The 13,814-nt window shown below is 65.2% G+C and carries 13 protein-coding genes; 9 read left to right on the top strand and 4 right to left on the bottom strand.

The genetic code is table 11. From position 1 onward, the window contains the following. Positions 1 to 23 precede the first annotated feature (23 nt). Entirely contained in the window at positions 24 to 1,814 is a 1,791-nt protein-coding gene (locus tag ACETPF_RS06920; RefSeq protein ID WP_373933643.1) for a calcium-binding protein, read from the top strand. Positions 1,815 to 1,833: 19 nt separating this feature from the next. Here ACETPF_RS06920 and ACETPF_RS06915 read toward each other — a convergent pair whose 3' ends face one another. Next, positions 1,834 to 1,980, bottom strand: coding sequence for a hypothetical protein (locus tag ACETPF_RS06915; protein WP_373933642.1), 147 nt, complete (start codon positions 1,978 to 1,980; stop codon positions 1,834 to 1,836). 86 nt (positions 1,981 to 2,066) lie between these two features. Here ACETPF_RS06915 and ACETPF_RS06910 point away from each other — a divergent pair, with 86 nt between their 5' ends. From ACETPF_RS06910 to ACETPF_RS06895, 4 genes are all read left to right on the top strand, one after another. Further along, positions 2,067 to 3,761 carry a site-specific DNA-methyltransferase gene (locus ACETPF_RS06910; protein ID WP_373933641.1) on the top strand — a complete coding sequence of 565 codons (1,695 nt, stop codon included), beginning with the start codon at positions 2,067 to 2,069 and terminating at the stop codon, positions 3,759 to 3,761. 26 nt (positions 3,762 to 3,787) lie between these two features. After that, on the top strand, positions 3,788 to 4,027 hold the full coding sequence (locus tag ACETPF_RS06905; protein ID WP_373933640.1) for a hypothetical protein: 240 nt from the start codon (positions 3,788 to 3,790) through the stop codon (positions 4,025 to 4,027). A 26-nt stretch (positions 4,028 to 4,053) separates the two neighbouring features. Beyond that, on the top strand, positions 4,054 to 4,974 hold the full coding sequence (locus ACETPF_RS06900) for a restriction endonuclease (protein ID WP_373933639.1): 921 nt from the start codon (positions 4,054 to 4,056) through the stop codon (positions 4,972 to 4,974). 115 nt (positions 4,975 to 5,089) lie between these two features. Continuing rightward, positions 5,090 to 6,568 carry a hypothetical protein gene (locus ACETPF_RS06895; protein WP_373933638.1) on the top strand — a complete coding sequence of 493 codons (1,479 nt, stop codon included), beginning with the start codon at positions 5,090 to 5,092 and terminating at the stop codon, positions 6,566 to 6,568. A gap of 61 nt (positions 6,569 to 6,629) precedes the next feature. On the opposite strand, the gene ACETPF_RS06890 is transcribed toward ACETPF_RS06895, so the two are convergent. Continuing rightward, entirely contained in the window at positions 6,630 to 8,243 is a 1,614-nt protein-coding gene (locus ACETPF_RS06890; protein WP_373933637.1) for a GNAT family N-acetyltransferase, read from the bottom strand. A gap of 96 nt (positions 8,244 to 8,339) precedes the next feature. Continuing rightward, positions 8,340 to 9,563 carry an NADP-dependent isocitrate dehydrogenase gene (locus tag ACETPF_RS06885; RefSeq protein WP_373933636.1) on the bottom strand — a complete coding sequence of 408 codons (1,224 nt, stop codon included), beginning with the start codon at positions 9,561 to 9,563 and terminating at the stop codon, positions 8,340 to 8,342. Positions 9,564 to 9,722: 159 nt separating this feature from the next. Between ACETPF_RS06885 and ACETPF_RS06880 the strand changes: the two genes are divergently transcribed. After that, positions 9,723 to 10,457, top strand: coding sequence for a phosphatidylserine decarboxylase (locus ACETPF_RS06880; protein WP_373933635.1), 735 nt, complete (start codon positions 9,723 to 9,725; stop codon positions 10,455 to 10,457). A 190-nt stretch (positions 10,458 to 10,647) separates the two neighbouring features. Continuing rightward, positions 10,648 to 11,370 (top strand): CDP-alcohol phosphatidyltransferase family protein, encoded by a 723-nt coding sequence (locus ACETPF_RS06875; RefSeq protein ID WP_373933961.1) that lies wholly within the window; start codon positions 10,648 to 10,650, stop codon positions 11,368 to 11,370. Positions 11,371 to 11,385: 15 nt separating this feature from the next. Here the strand turns inward: ACETPF_RS06875 and ACETPF_RS06870 are convergent, their stop codons facing one another. Next, positions 11,386 to 11,613: a hypothetical protein gene (locus ACETPF_RS06870; protein ID WP_373933634.1), complete on the bottom strand. Its 228-nt coding sequence runs from the start codon at positions 11,611 to 11,613 to the stop codon at positions 11,386 to 11,388. A gap of 256 nt (positions 11,614 to 11,869) precedes the next feature. On the opposite strand from ACETPF_RS06870, the gene rpsB reads away from it, so the two are divergent. Both rpsB and tsf read left to right on the top strand, forming a co-directional pair. After that, positions 11,870 to 12,628, top strand: a complete 759-nt coding sequence (rpsB, locus tag ACETPF_RS06865) for a 30S ribosomal protein S2 (protein ID WP_373933633.1) — start codon at positions 11,870 to 11,872, stop codon at positions 12,626 to 12,628. A gap of 224 nt (positions 12,629 to 12,852) precedes the next feature. Beyond that, entirely contained in the window at positions 12,853 to 13,779 is a 927-nt protein-coding gene (gene tsf, locus ACETPF_RS06860) for a translation elongation factor Ts (protein ID WP_373933632.1), read from the top strand. Positions 13,780 to 13,814 lie beyond the last annotated feature (35 nt).

Here is a 13,814-nt window from a genome sequence, read left to right as displayed (position 1 = left end):
GTGGTGCGAAATGGGGGGGTAGGATGACGGATCTGATCGGTAGCGGGAATATTCTGGCGGGCATGGCTGGCGGCGGTGTTCCTGGCGGGCGTGCGGGCGCCGGGCGATTGCGGTTCGCGACGGCGGCCCATGGGCAGGCGGGTGCTGCCCCCTATTTTCATTCCATCGGCGCGCCGGCCGGCACCGATCTGGACGACGACCTGACCGGGGACGAGGGCGACAACAGCCTTTATGGCGAGGGCGGGGACGATGTGCTGGAGGGGCTGGGCGGGGACGACCTGCTCGATGGCGGAGACGGGTACGACGTCGCGAGCTACGCCAATGCGCCCGGCAGCGTCACCGTGTCGCTGGCGATCGCCGGGCCGCAGGATACGGGGAGCGCGGGGACCGATACGCTGGTCGGGATCGAGGATCTGACCGGATCGGCCTTTAACGACGTGCTGATCGGCGATAGCGGCGGCAACCAGATCGACGGCGGCGCTGGCGCGGACTGGATGGCGGGGGGCGCGGGCGACGATACCTATCTGGTCGACGATGCCGGCGATGTCGTGGTCGAGAAGCTGCGGAGCGGCGGGCAGGATATCGTCGTGTCCTCCATTTCCTATTCGCTCGGCGGGAAGGGCGTCGAAATATTGGGGCTGATCGGCACGGCGGACATCAACGCCACCGGCAATGGCTACGACAATCTGATCGTCGGCAATGACGGGAACAACATCATCAACGGCGGACGCGGCGCGGACCTGATGTTCGGGCGGGCGGGCAACGACATATATTATGTCGACGATGTCGGCGACGCGGTGCTGGAGCAGGCGGGCGAGGGCGTGGACGAGGTGCGGACACGGCTGGACAGCTATATCCTGGCGCCGGGGCTGGAAAATCTGCGCGGCCTGTCCGCCGCGGGCCAGCTGCTGATCGGCAATGACGGGAGCAACATCGTCACCGGCAACCGGGGCGATGACTGGATCGACGGCTGGTATGGCGCCGACACGATGATCGGCGGCAAGGGCGACGACAATTATTTCGTCGATGACGCCGGCGACCTGGTGGTGGAGCGGGTCAATGGCGGGATCGACGTGGTGACGACGACGCTGGCCGTCTATCGCCTGACCGCCAATGTCGAGGGGCTGGAGGCGTGGGACGATGGCGCGCACCAGTTCACCGGCAACGCTCGGGACAACCGCATCGTGGGCGGCGCGGGGAATGACATGCTGGACGGCGGCGGCGGCGCGGATCTGCTGATCGGCGGCGCGGGCGACGACATTTATTATGTGAACGACGCCGGCGACGCAGTGATCGAGGACGCGGACGGGGGCAGCGACATCGTCTATAGCGCGGTGAGCTTTAACCTGACGGGGACGCAGGTCGAGGCGGTCTATCTGATCGGCAGCCGGGCGATCGACGCCAGCGGCACCGATGGCGACGATCGCATTACCGGCAATCTGGGCGACAATGTGCTGCGCGGTGGCGCGGGCAACGACCTGCTGACGGGACGGCATGGCGCGGACCGGTTCCTGTTCGATACAGCGCTGGCCGCCGACAACATCGACAGCATCGCCGATTTCGCGGTCGGGGTGGACAGCATCGGCCTCAACGAAGCGATCTTCGCGGCGGCGGGGCCGATCGGCGTGCTGGCAGCAGACGCGTTCCAGTCGGGCGCGGTGGCGATCGAGGCGGACGACCGCATCCTCTACGATGCGGCGAGCGGGGCGATCTATTATGACGCGGACGGAGACGGCGCGGGCGCGGCCATGCTGTTCGCGCAGGTGACGCCGGGGACGGCGCTGACCAACGCGGATTTCGTGGTGGTGGGGTAGGGGGCGTCGGGACAGGCCACTATGTTTTGGCCTTTCCCTTTGCAGCCGATTCCTTCTGGCTGAGGGCGGAGCCCGCTGCTGTTTTCGAGGTGTTCGACGTGCGGCCATCGCGCAGCGTTTTCGACGCCGCCTTTGCAGCCTTGGGAGAGGTTTTCTTGTCCATCATGGCGTGTCTCCTGCTGGTAATGCGGGAACCATGACGCTAACGTCCCTCCACCAAAAATGTTCCGCTAGTGTTCTTCAGGGGTGCGGGTGACGAACAAGCTCTATTATGGCGACAATCTCCACGTGTTGCGGGAGCATATCGCGGATGAATGTGCGGACCTTGTCTATCTGGACCCACCGTTCAATTCGAACGCGAATTACAACATCCTGTTCAAGTCACCCGAGGGCGCGGACAGCGATGCGCAGATCGAGGCGTTCGAGGATACGTGGCACTGGAACGACCGGGCCGAGGCGGCATTCGATGAAGTGATGCGCAGCGGCAATTCGGACGCGTTCGAACTGCTGCGGGCGATGCGCGCGTTTCTGGGAGACAATGACATGATGGCCTATCTGGCCATGATGGCGGTGCGCCTGATCGAACTGCACCGGGTGCTGAAGCCGACCGGTTCCCTGTATTTGCACTGCGATCCGACCGCGAGCCATTATCTCAAGCTGCTGCTGGATGGGGTGTTTGGGGCGACGAATTTTCGGAGTGAGATCGTCTGGCGTCGAAGCGGCTCACACAATAGCGCGACGCGCCAATTTGGTCCGGTTCATGACGTGATCCTCGTCTACGCGAAGTCCGACAGCTTCCGCCTCAAGCCCGTCAAAATCCCACACACAAAGAGCTACATTGAAGGCGAGTTTCGATATTCTGATCAACGAGGTGCCTATCGCCTCAATGAGATTATGGGCCCCGGTGGACGTCAGGGTGACAGCGGCAAACCGTGGAAGGGCTATGATCCGACACCAAAAGGCCGGCACTGGGCGATCCCAGAATCACTCAGGGGCCTGCTACCCAAGCGCGGCGAAGGCCTGTCTTTGCATCAGCAACTGGATGCACTTGATGAGCTGGGGGAGATCTATTTTTCACCTGCCGGTCGGCCAAAGTATAAACAACGTCCGACAGAAGGGGTGGCGCTCCAAGACGTTTGGGCATTTCAGCCCGGCACTGAAGGATGCTTATACAACGATCCCCATGCAATTGATTACGATGTTCGGTGGCTGTCCAATGAAGCCGAAAAGCTGGGATACCCCACGCAAAAGCCACTAGGATTGCTCGAACGCATCATCGCCGCGTCCTCCAACGAGGGCGATGTGGTGCTCGATCCCTTCTGCGGCTGCGGCACTGCCGTCCATGCCGCGCAGAAGCTGGGGCGCGAATGGATCGGGATCGACGTCACCCATCTTGCCATCAGCCTTATCGAAAAGCGGATGAAGGATGCGTTTCCCGGCCTCGCCTTCGACGTGGTGGGCCGCCCTCAGGACCTGCAATCCGCGCTCGATCTCGCGGCGCGCGACAAGCACCAGTTCGAGCTGTGGGCGCTGTCGATGGTCGAGGCGCAGCCGTGGAAGGGCGGGCGCAAGGGCGCCGATGGCGGGATCGACGGGATCATCTACTTCAAGCCCGATGGCAAGCGCACCGAGCGCGCGATCGTCGAGGTCAAGGGCGGGGGCACGGGCGTTAAGGATATCGGCCGCCTGGCGCAGGTGATGGAGCGCGAACGCGCGCCCTTCGGCGTGTTCCTCACCGCGCAGGCGCCCACGCGCCAGATGGAGCGCGACGCGGCGGCGGTCGGGGTATGGGAAAATGAATATACCGGGCGTAAGCATCCGCGTCTGCAAATCCTGACGCTTGCGGAACTGTTCATGGGCAGGCGGCCGGACATTCCATGGGTGGATGCCAGCGTCGCCAAATCGGCCAAGCGCGAGGATGGCGGGCGACAGGGGAGTCTGCTCTGATCGGCTGATTTGAGGAGTTGATGCAAATGGCGATGATGCCGGTTTATGTCATTGATGGCGCGCGATGGGTTCCGCTTGCGCGCGCAGCGACCATGCTGGCGACCAACATCGCGACGATCAAGACGCTGATGGGTGGGGGGCAGCTTGATTGGTGTCAGCGTTCGCCAGGTTCCAAGACGCTGTTCGTCAGGGAGGCTGACTTGTTGCGGTTGAGAGGCGAACGCCAGACTTTCAAGACAGAAGTCAAACGCCGCGCATCCTCATAGTCCCTTGTGGTGAGCATTTGAAAATTATGACGATTTCCATCCCCCGGCTTGAGGATTTCCTGCTGCCCACGCTGAAAGTGCTGGTCAGCCATGGCGGATCGGCCACGATCGAGGAAATCGAGGCGGCGCTGATCGAGGCGGAGGGCATCACGCCCGCGCAGATGGAAGTGACCTATCCCACGTCCGGCGCGGCGATGGTGCCCGACCGCATGTCGTGGGCGCGCAGTTACCTCAAGATCGCGGCGCTGCTGGGGAGCGGCGGCCGGGGAGTGTGGGTGCTGACCGACGAAGGCCGTCATGCGGCCAATCTCTCCGATGCCGAGGTGCGGCGGATGGTCGCGGCTGCGGGCAGCGCGCACAGCGCAAAACTCTACGCGCGCAAGAAGGCGAAGGAGGCTGCGGCCGCCGAAGCGGGGGCTGGCGGCGCATCGGGGGACGGGGAAAGCGTCATCCTGCATGAGCAGCCAAGCGAGCAGGAGACGGCGGAATGGACCGACGCGCTGCTGGCGACGCTCAAAGCCATGTCGCCCGATGGGTTCGAGCGGCTGGCGCAGCGGCTGCTGCGGGAGAGCGGCTTCGTGCGGGTCGAGGTGACGGGCAAGTCCGGCGATGGCGGGATCGACGGGTCGGGCGTGTTGCGGATGAACCTCATCAGTTTCCAGGTGCTGTTCCAGTGCAAGCGCTATGCGGGGTCGGTGCCGTCCTCCACCGTGCGCGACTTTCGCGGGGCGATGCAGGGGCGGGCGGACAAGGGGCTGATCATCACCACCGGCACCTTCACCGCCGACGCGCGCAAGGAAGCGACCCGCGACGGCGCGCCGGCGATCGACCTGATCGACGGGGAGGCGCTGTGCGAACTGCTGAAAGAGCGGGGGCTGGGCGTGCGCGTGCGGCAGGTGGTGCATGAGGAAGTGGAGATCGTGCCGGATTTCTTCGCGGACATCTGAAAACCGGGCTGATCCCCTAAATCCCGCCTGAACGGCCCGGCCACGGATCGTTCAGGGGCCTTTGGGCATTGGAGGGCGGCAAGTCGGGGGGAGTGGCTGGTCCAAGGAGGATGCCATGGCCCATGAAGTGATCCGTCGCCTGACGCTGGGCGGCCTGTGCGTGGTGGCGCTGAGCGTCGCGGGATGTGGTCAGGACAAGAGCGCCGAGCGCTTTTCGATGACCGATCAGGCGTGGAGCAACGCCTTTGGCAACGGCTCGGGCGATTTGCCGCCGCTGCCCGAGGCGCAGCCGATGCTGGCGGATGCCGGCGGTTCGGGCGCGCCGGCCTATGCGCCGCCCGCCGACCGGCTGCCCGCCGCGCGGCCGATCGCCTATGCACAGGCGCAAGGCGACGATTATGCCTGGATCGACCGGGCGGACCAGTTTTCCGACATGCTGGGCGATGCGCCGCCCGACTATGGCTTTGCCTATGACGGGGGCGTGACGCCCTGGGCCTGGGAAAGCGGCGACGATTATCTGCGCTATGCCGAGCCGATCGACGGCGGATATCGTTACTATTATTATGAGCCGGGGGCGGCGAGCCCCTATCTGGTGCGCGATCCGTGGAACAGCTACGGCTATCGCGACGACCGGCTGGTCGCGGTCTATGATGGCGGCGGGCGGGTGCTGCCGTGGCGCGAGGCGCGGGCGCGGGACGCCTATGCGTCGCGCTATTATGCGCGGGCGATCGACATGCGCCGGGCGGCGCGGGCGCGCGAGCGCGAGCGGATCGAGGCGCGGCAATGGGCGGCGCGGCGCTCCGCCATCGCGCAGGACCGCGCGCGCTGGGCGCAGGCGCGGCGCGAGCAGGCGCAGTGGCGCAACTATCGCGCGCGGCAGGATGCGCGCTCGCGCCAGCATTGGGCAACCGAGAGCCGGGCGCGCGAACAGGCGGCGACGCGCTTTGCAAGCTGGCAGCGGGAGGATTTCCGCACGCCGCCGCCGCGTTTCTACGACGCGCAGCAGCGGCGCGAGGCCGCGCGGGACCGGCGCGAGGAGCAGCAGCGGCGCGCGGCATGGAACGACGGGCGGCAGGCGCAGGCCGAGCGCGAGCGGATCGCCGACCGGCGCGCGGCCGAGCAGCGCCGGGCCGAGCAGGAGCGGCGCGCGGTCGAGGCGCGGCAGGACCGGCGTCAGGCGCAGGCGCAGCGCGCCCAGGCGCAGGCCCGGCAGCAGCGCGCGGAGCGGGCGGCGCGGGCGGATCGGGCGCGGGCGGATCGGGCGCAGGCCGAACGTCGCGCCGACGCGCTGCGGCAGCAGGCTGCGCAGCGGCGGCAGGACCAGGCGCAGCAGGCGCAGCGCCGGGCGCGCGAGGCGGCTGAGGCGGATCGCGCGCGTCAGCAGCGGGCGGCGCAGGCGCAACAGCGGGCGCAGCGCGAAAAGGCGCGCACGGCGGAAGCGCAGCAGCGTCGCGCGCAGCAGCAGGCGCAGGCGCAACAGCGGGCCCAGCGGCAGGCTCAACGCCACGAACAGGCGCAACAGCGGGTTGCGGCGCGGGCCGAGCGGCTGGCGCAGCGTCCCGACGGTCCGGGCCGCCCGCACCGCAACGATTGACGCCGGAGGGGGGCGCGTGACCGAGCCGGTGACGGACGTCACGCGCCCCGCATCGGCTAACCTACCCGCCGCCCGGCGAGTTATGGCCGCCCGCCGGCACCGGGCCGCCGCTGGGCGCATGGCCATGGTCAGGGTTGCTGTCCCAGTCGATATGATAGAGATCGAAGCGGCGGTCGCGCAGGTTGCGCACCGTGCCTTCGGCGCGCGCCCAGCTGAGGTCGGCGAGGTTCACGTCCGCCATGGTGAGCGTCTCGACATTCTCGGTCGATTCCGCCGCGATCCCGTCCCGCGCGAAGGGCAGGTCGCAGGGGGTCAGGATCGCGCTCTGGGCGTACTGGATGTCCATATTGTCGACGTTCGGCAGGTTGCCGACATTGCCCGACATCACGACATAGCATTGGTTTTCGATCGCCCGGGCCTGCGCGCAATAGCGCACGCGCATATAGCCGAGGCGCGAGTCGGTGCAGAAGGGGACGAAGATGATGCGCGCGCCCTGGTCCACCAGGCGCCGGGCGAGTTCGGGAAATTCGCTGTCGTAGCAGATGAGGACGCCGATCGGCCCGCAATCGGTCTGGATCACGTCCAGCGCGTCGCCGCCCTTGATGTTCCACCAGAAGGCTTCGTTGGGCGTGGGGTGGATTTTCTCCTGCGTATGCACCGATCCGTCGCGCAGCGCGACATAGGCGATATTCTGGATGTCGCCATCGTCGGCGCGGGTCGGGTGGGATCCGCCGATGATGTTGATATTATATTCCAGCGCCATCCGCGTCAGTTCCTTCGTCAGGCGCGGGGTGTAGCCGGTGAGCTTGTCGATCGCCTCGACAGGTGACAGCTTCTTCTGCTCGTAGGAGAGCAGCGGCAGGGTGAAGAGTTCGGGAAAGACGATGAAGTCGGAGCGGTAATCGGCCGCCACATCGACGAAATATTCGATGTTGCGGATGAATTCGTCGAAATCCTGCACCGCGCGCGCCTGCAACTGGCAGGTGGCGAGGCGCACGCTCTCCACGCCGCGCGGCACCCGCATTTCGGGCGCCTCGTCGGGATCGACATAGGGGTTGCGCCAGACGAGATGCGCGGCATGGCCGTCCGACTGCTTGTCTTCGGGCAGATAGTTTTCGAGCACGCCCAGCGGTTCGAACTGGTTCTTCAATTGAAAACTGATGACCTGATCGCGCAGCTTGCCCTGGATCACCTTGTCCAGATAATCCTGCGGGCTGCCCGCCCGCCGCTTGGCGCGAGCGTAGCCCGGCATCCGCCCGGCGATGACGATGCCGTGCAGGTCCAGTTCCTCAGCCAGTTCCTTGCGCTCGTCGTAAAGACGCTGGCCGATGCGTAAGCCCCGCAGCTTGGGATCGACCGCCATTTCATAGCCATAGAGCCACTCGCCCGCCGCGCTGTGCCGGGTGCCAAAGCCATTGGCGGTGATCTCCTCCCAATCATGGTAGGAAAAAGCCATGCCCTTGCTGACCCGCATCGTCGCGCAATAGCCCACGACCTTGCCGTCATAGAGCGCTACGAAGCAGCCGCCGGGGAAATTGTTGATCTGCCCCCGGATCGTCGCCAGCGAATAATTGGGCATGCCGGGATAGGCGCGGGCGATGAGCCGCTGGATACCGCGCGCATCGGCGGGCACGGCGGCACGGGTTTCAAGGCGCTTCCTGGCGGTAGTGGTCATGTCTGTTCCCCGCGCTGACTGGACATGGAAAAGGCGGCGCCGGATGACCCGGCGCCGCCTCGTTCCGTTAGCGTATTGAAACTGCGCGGGCCGCGATCAGTTCCACTTGCCCATTTCAGCTTCCAAGTTCGCGCGGATCGCCTCAAAGAACTGTTCGGTGGTCATCCACGCCTGTTCCGGGCCGATCAGCAGCGCCAGATCCTTGGTCATGGCGCCGCTTTCGACCGTCTGGATGCAGACCTTCTCCAGCGTTTCGGCAAAGCGCACGACATCGGGGGTCTCGTCGAACTTGCCGCGGAACTTGAGGCCGCCGGTCCAGGCGAAGATCGACGCGATCGGGTTGGTCGACGTCGCCTTGCCCTGCTGGTGCTGGCGATAGTGGCGGGTGACGGTGCCGTGCGCGGCTTCCGCCTCAACCGTCTTGCCATCGGGCGACAGCAGGACGGAGGTCATGAGGCCGAGGCTGCCGAAACCCTGCGCCACCTGATCCGACTGGACGTCGCCGTCATAATTCTTGCACGCCCACACGAACTCGCCGCTCCACTTGAGCGCGGAGGCGACCATGTCGTCGATCAGGCGGTGCTCATAGACGATGCCGGCATCCTTGAACTTCTGCTCGAAGCCTTCGGTCTCGAACACTTCCTGGAACAGATCCTTGAAGCGGCCGTCATAGGCTTTGAGAATGGTGTTCTTGGTCGACAGATAGACCGGCCATTTGAGGTTGAGGCCGTAGTTGAACGAGGCGCGGGCGAAATCGCGGATCGAATCGTCGAGATTGTACATCGCGAGCGCGACGCCGGAGCTGGGGAACTGGAACACCTCGCGGTCGATCGTCTCGCCATTTTCGCCGTCGAACACCAGGCGCAGCTTGCCGGCGCCCGGCACCTTGAAGTCGGTCGCGCGATACTGGTCGCCAAAGGCGTGGCGGCCAACGACGATCGGCTTGGTCCAGCCGGGGATCAGGCGCGGAACGTTGGAAATGACGATCGGCTCGCGGAAGACGACGCCGCCCAGGATGTTGCGGATCGTGCCGTTGGGCGATTTCCACATCTCCTTGAGGTTGAATTCCTCGACGCGGGCCTCGTCCGGCGTGATGGTGGCGCACTTCACGCCGACGCCATATTGCTTGATCGCATTGGCGGAATCGATCGTGATCTGGTCGTTGGTCTCGTCGCGCTTTTCGACGGACAGGTCGTAATATTTGAGGTCGATGTCGAGATAGGGCAGGATCAGGCGTTCACGGATCCATTCCCAGATGATCCGGGTCATTTCGTCGCCGTCGATTTCCACGACGGGGTTCTTCACCTTGATCTTGGCCATGCGCCTGTTCGCCTCTTGCTGTTCGGGTGGAATTGACGGTTCCCCTAGGCAAAGCGGCGGCAATGTTCAACCGTCGAGACGCGCCGGGCGGCAGCGGCCGGAGCCATCGGCGGGATCGGTCGTTGTCAGGGGAGAAGTCTCTGCCTAAAGACGATGCCCATGGACAATAACGAGATCACGATCGCCGCCGGTGGCAACGTCAAATGGCGCTGGCCGTCGGTCCACCCCGAAGGGATGAAGTTCGGCCTGATCGCCGTGGCGATCACCGCGCTGCTGTTCCTGGTCGGCTGGGACGTGGTCGGCTGGCTGATGCTGATCGTCACCATCTGGGTCTTTGCCTTCTTCCGCGATCCGGTGCGGGCGGTGCCGCAGGATGAAGGCGCGATCATCGCGCCGGCCGACGGCCTGGTGACGCTGATCCAGCGCGTGCCGCCGCCGCGCGAGATGGCGGGGGCGAACGGGCTGGGCGATCAGCCGCTCATTCGCGTGTCGATCTTCATGAGTGTGTTCGACGTCCACATCAACCGCACGCCGATCGGCGGGACGGTGAAATCGGTCGTCTATATCTCGGGCAAATTCCTCAACGCCGATCTGGACAAGGCGAGCGAGGATAATGAGCGGCAGCATATATTGGTCGAGCGGCATGACGGCGTTCGCATCGGCTTCACCCAGATCGCCGGCCTCGTCGCGCGCCGGATCGTACCCTTCGTCAAGCCCGGCGACATGGTGGCGGCGGGGCAGAGGATCGGGCTGATCCGCTTTGGCAGCCGGGTCGACGTGTATCTGCCCGCCGGCACCGCGCCGCGCGTGATCCTGGGACAGCGCACGATCGCGGGCGAGACGATCCTGGGCCAGATCGGCGACGCGCGGGTGGTGGCGGGAATTCAGCAGTGAGCGGCGCGGAATTTTCCCGATCCGTTCGCCTCGAGCAAAGGCGAGGGACCATGCCGAGCGTAGCGAGAATGCTTTGCTGCGCCCTGCATCGGGCCTCGACCGCCCTGGGCCGGTCGGTTGAGGGGAAGGCATTGTGAGCCGGCAGCGCCGCGCGGTGCCACGCGGATTGAGGCGGGGAATAACGCTGCGGATGCTGGTGCCCAATGCGGTAACGGCAATGGCGCTGTGTTTCGGCCTGACCGGCGTGCGCTACGGCATATCGGGGGAATGGGAGCGGGCGGTGCTCTCCATCCTGTTCGCCGGCGTTCTCGACGGGTTGGACGGCCGGATCGCGCGGCTGCTGCGCGGCGAAAGCCGGTTCGGCGCGGAGCTGGATTCGCTGTCCGACTCGATCGCTTTCGGGGTCGCGCCGGCGCTGATCATCTATCTCTGGTCGCTCTATGCCCTGCCCAAGTTCGGCTGGATTTTCGCTCTGGCCCACGCGCTTTCCTGCGCACTGCGGCTGGCGCGATTCAACGCCAACATCGATGCCGATGAACAGCCGCACAAATCCGCCGGCTTCCTGACCGGCGTTCCGGCGCCGGCGGGTGCGGGCCTTGCGTTCGTGCCGCTCTATCTGTGGCTAGTGACGGGCGAAGACCTGTTTCGCGCCTGGTATGTGGTCGCGCCCTGGATCGCTTTCACCGCGTTCCTGATGATTTCGAACATCGCTACCTACAGCTGGTCTGCGCTGAGGCTGCGCCGGCATATCCGGCTGGAAGCGATCGCGGTCGCCGGGCTGCTGGCTGCGTTGCTCGTGACCGATCCCTGGCTGACCCTGCTGATCCTGTGCGCCCTCTATCTGGCGCTCATCCCCTTCGGCATCATGTCATACGCCAAGGTCAAGCGGCAGCGGACCGCCGCCCTTTCCTGACCATCGGCCTGACCATCAGGCGGCGAGGGCGTCGGCGGGAAGGGGACGCGCCGCGCGACGCTGCGTGCGAAGCACCCGCGGACGGCGGATGTGGATGTGATAGACCTGAGGCTCCTGCGGCATCGGCTTGAACTGGAGCGCCGCCACCATCTTGTCATGATAATGGACCAGCATCCAGATGATCGTCCCGATCGCGAACAGGAAGGCGGCGGAAAAGAGGGTCGCAGCTACAAAAGTGAACATGGCGAACGCTTTCTGTCTTGCCATTTGCACAACATGGCGCACTATGACGGTGTAAACTGGCGTTAACCGTATTTGTTCCGTCTGTTCCCTTTATGTTCTCATTTGGAAACGACGTCAACCCTTGCCACCGCTTTTTTTCGCGTCTATGGGCGCCACCATTCCACATGGGAATCATCATATCCGGTGCCGGCCGGGGCCTTTGAGGCTTCCACCCCGGTTCCCGATTCCCAGAGGGCCAACCGGAAGGAGAAAGACCATGGCGGCACCTGTCGTCAGCATGCACCAATTGATCGAGGCTGGCGCCCATTTCGGCCACCAGACCCACCGCTGGAACCCGCGCATGAAGCCGTACATCTTCGGCGAGCGCAACGGCATCCACATCCTTGACCTCAGCCAGACCGTGCCCCTGTTCGGCCGCGCGCTCGACTTCGTGTCGGCGACCGTCGCCGCCGGTGGCAAGGTGCTGTTCGTCGGCACCAAGCGCCAGGCGCAGGATCCGATCGCAGAAGCCGCGCGCAAGTCGGGCCAGCATTTCGTCAACCACCGCTGGCTGGGCGGCATGCTCACCAACTGGAAGACCATTTCGGGTTCGATCAAGCGCCTGAAGACCCTTGAGGAAAAGCTGTCGGGCGACACCCACGGCTTCACCAAGAAGGAAGTCCTTCAAATGACGCGCGAGCGCGAGAAGCTGGAGCTGTCGCTGGGCGGCATCCGCGACATGAACGGCATCCCTGACGTCATGTTCGTGATCGACGCCAACAAGGAAGAGCTGGCGATCAAGGAAGCCAATACCCTCGGCATCCCGGTCGTCGCGATCCTCGATTCGAACGTCTCGCCCGACGGCATCGCCTTCCCGGTTCCGGCGAACGATGATGCCAGCCGCGCCATCCGCCTCTATTGCGAGGCGATCGCCGCCGCCGCGACCAAGGGCAACCGTGGCGCGCAGCAGGCGTCGGGCGTTGACCTGGGCGCTCTGGACGAGCCGGAAGCCGAAGAGGTTGCCGCCGAGGCGTAAGCTATAACCCAATCTCCGTTCGGGCTGAGCGAAGTCGAAGCCTTCCACTGAGCGAAGGCGAAGTCACTTCGCTCCGCTCAGTTGAGCCCTTCGACAGGCTCAGGGCGAACGGCGGTGGGAAGCGGAGGGTTGCCTCCAAACTGCAATTTTGCCGGAGTAGGGCGCACTCTTCACGAGATGCGCCCTCCCGTATTTAAACCATCCAAGATTTAGGAGCCTAAAACATGGCCGAGATTACCGCTGCCGCCGTCAAGGAACTGCGCGACCGTTCGGGCGCGGGCATGATGGATTGCAAGAAGGCGCTCACCGAAGCCAATGGCGACATCGAGGCCGCAACCGACTGGCTGCGCGCCAAGGGCCTCGCCGCCGCGCAGAAGAAGTCGAGCCGCACCGCCGCCGAAGGTCTGGTCGGCGTTGCCGTGTCCGGGACTAAGGGCGTCGCTGTTGAAGTGAACAGCGAAACCGACTTCGTCGCGAAGAACGACCAGTTCCAGGACTTCGTCCGCACCGTGGCGCAGATCGCGCTGGAAACGGGCGCGACCGATGCCGACGCGCTGGCGAATGCGGCCTATCCTTCGGGCGGCACTGTCGCCGAAAAGCTGGTCGCCAACATCGCCACCATCGGCGAAAACCAGACGCTGCGCCGCGTCGGCCAGGTCGAAGTGTCGCAGGGCGTCGTCGTGTCCTACGTCCACAACGCCGCCGCGCCGGGCCTGGGCAAGATCGGCGTTCTGGTCGCGCTGGAGGGTGATGCGCCCGCCGACGTGCTGGAGCCGCTGGGCAAGCAGATCGCGATGCACATCGCCGCCGCCTTCCCGCTGGCGCTGTCGGCCGCCGACATCGACCCCGCCCTGCTGGAGCGCGAGCGCGCCATCGCGGCGGAGAAGGCCGCCGAGAGCGGCAAGCCCGCCGAGATCGTCGCCAAGATGGTCGACGGCGCGGTCGCCAAGTTCGCCAAGGAGCAGGCGCTCCTTTCGCAGTTGTTCGTGATGGACAACAAGACCCCGGTCGCCGACGTCGTCGCCAAGGCGGCGAAGGACGCCGGCAAGTCGATCACGCTCAAGAGCTACGTCCGCTTCCAGCTCGGTGAAGGCATCGAGAAGGAAGTCAGCGACTTCGCGGCGGAGGTCGCTGCGGCTGCCGGCGTCTGATCGTAGGATAGGCCGAACGCATGACGAGGGAGCGT

Origin of the sequence: Sphingobium agrisoli, from assembly GCF_041877245.1 — a bacterium.
Lineage (GTDB): Bacteria > Pseudomonadota > Alphaproteobacteria > Sphingomonadales > Sphingomonadaceae > Sphingobium.
Note: the sequence above shows the minus strand (reverse complement) of the source record. Positions and strands in the feature narration are given on the sequence as shown.

Excerpts from the sequence above, each read along its gene's own strand:
- ACETPF_RS06920 (WP_373933643.1), top strand. The coding sequence starts at position 24 with ATGACGGATCTGATCGGTAGCGGGAATATTCTGGCGGGCATGGCTGGC.
- ACETPF_RS06895 (WP_373933638.1), top strand. The coding sequence starts at position 5,090 with ATGGCCCATGAAGTGATCCGTCGCCTGACGCTGGGCGGCCTGTGCGTG.
- rpsB (WP_373933633.1), top strand. The coding sequence starts at position 11,870 with ATGGCGGCACCTGTCGTCAGCATGCACCAATTGATCGAGGCTGGCGCC.
- ACETPF_RS06885 (WP_373933636.1), bottom strand. The coding sequence starts at position 9,563 with ATGGCCAAGATCAAGGTGAAGAACCCCGTCGTGGAAATCGACGGCGAC.
- ACETPF_RS06890 (WP_373933637.1), bottom strand. The coding sequence starts at position 8,243 with ATGACCACTACCGCCAGGAAGCGCCTTGAAACCCGTGCCGCCGTGCCC.
- tsf (WP_373933632.1), top strand. The coding sequence starts at position 12,853 with ATGGCCGAGATTACCGCTGCCGCCGTCAAGGAACTGCGCGACCGTTCG.
- ACETPF_RS06880 (WP_373933635.1), top strand. The coding sequence starts at position 9,723 with ATGGACAATAACGAGATCACGATCGCCGCCGGTGGCAACGTCAAATGG.
- ACETPF_RS06900 (WP_373933639.1), top strand. The coding sequence starts at position 4,054 with ATGACGATTTCCATCCCCCGGCTTGAGGATTTCCTGCTGCCCACGCTG.
- ACETPF_RS06875 (WP_373933961.1), top strand. The coding sequence starts at position 10,648 with ATGCTGGTGCCCAATGCGGTAACGGCAATGGCGCTGTGTTTCGGCCTG.
- ACETPF_RS06870 (WP_373933634.1), bottom strand. The coding sequence starts at position 11,613 with ATGTTCACTTTTGTAGCTGCGACCCTCTTTTCCGCCGCCTTCCTGTTC.
- ACETPF_RS06905 (WP_373933640.1), top strand. The coding sequence starts at position 3,788 with ATGGCGATGATGCCGGTTTATGTCATTGATGGCGCGCGATGGGTTCCG.
- ACETPF_RS06915 (WP_373933642.1), bottom strand. The coding sequence starts at position 1,980 with ATGATGGACAAGAAAACCTCTCCCAAGGCTGCAAAGGCGGCGTCGAAA.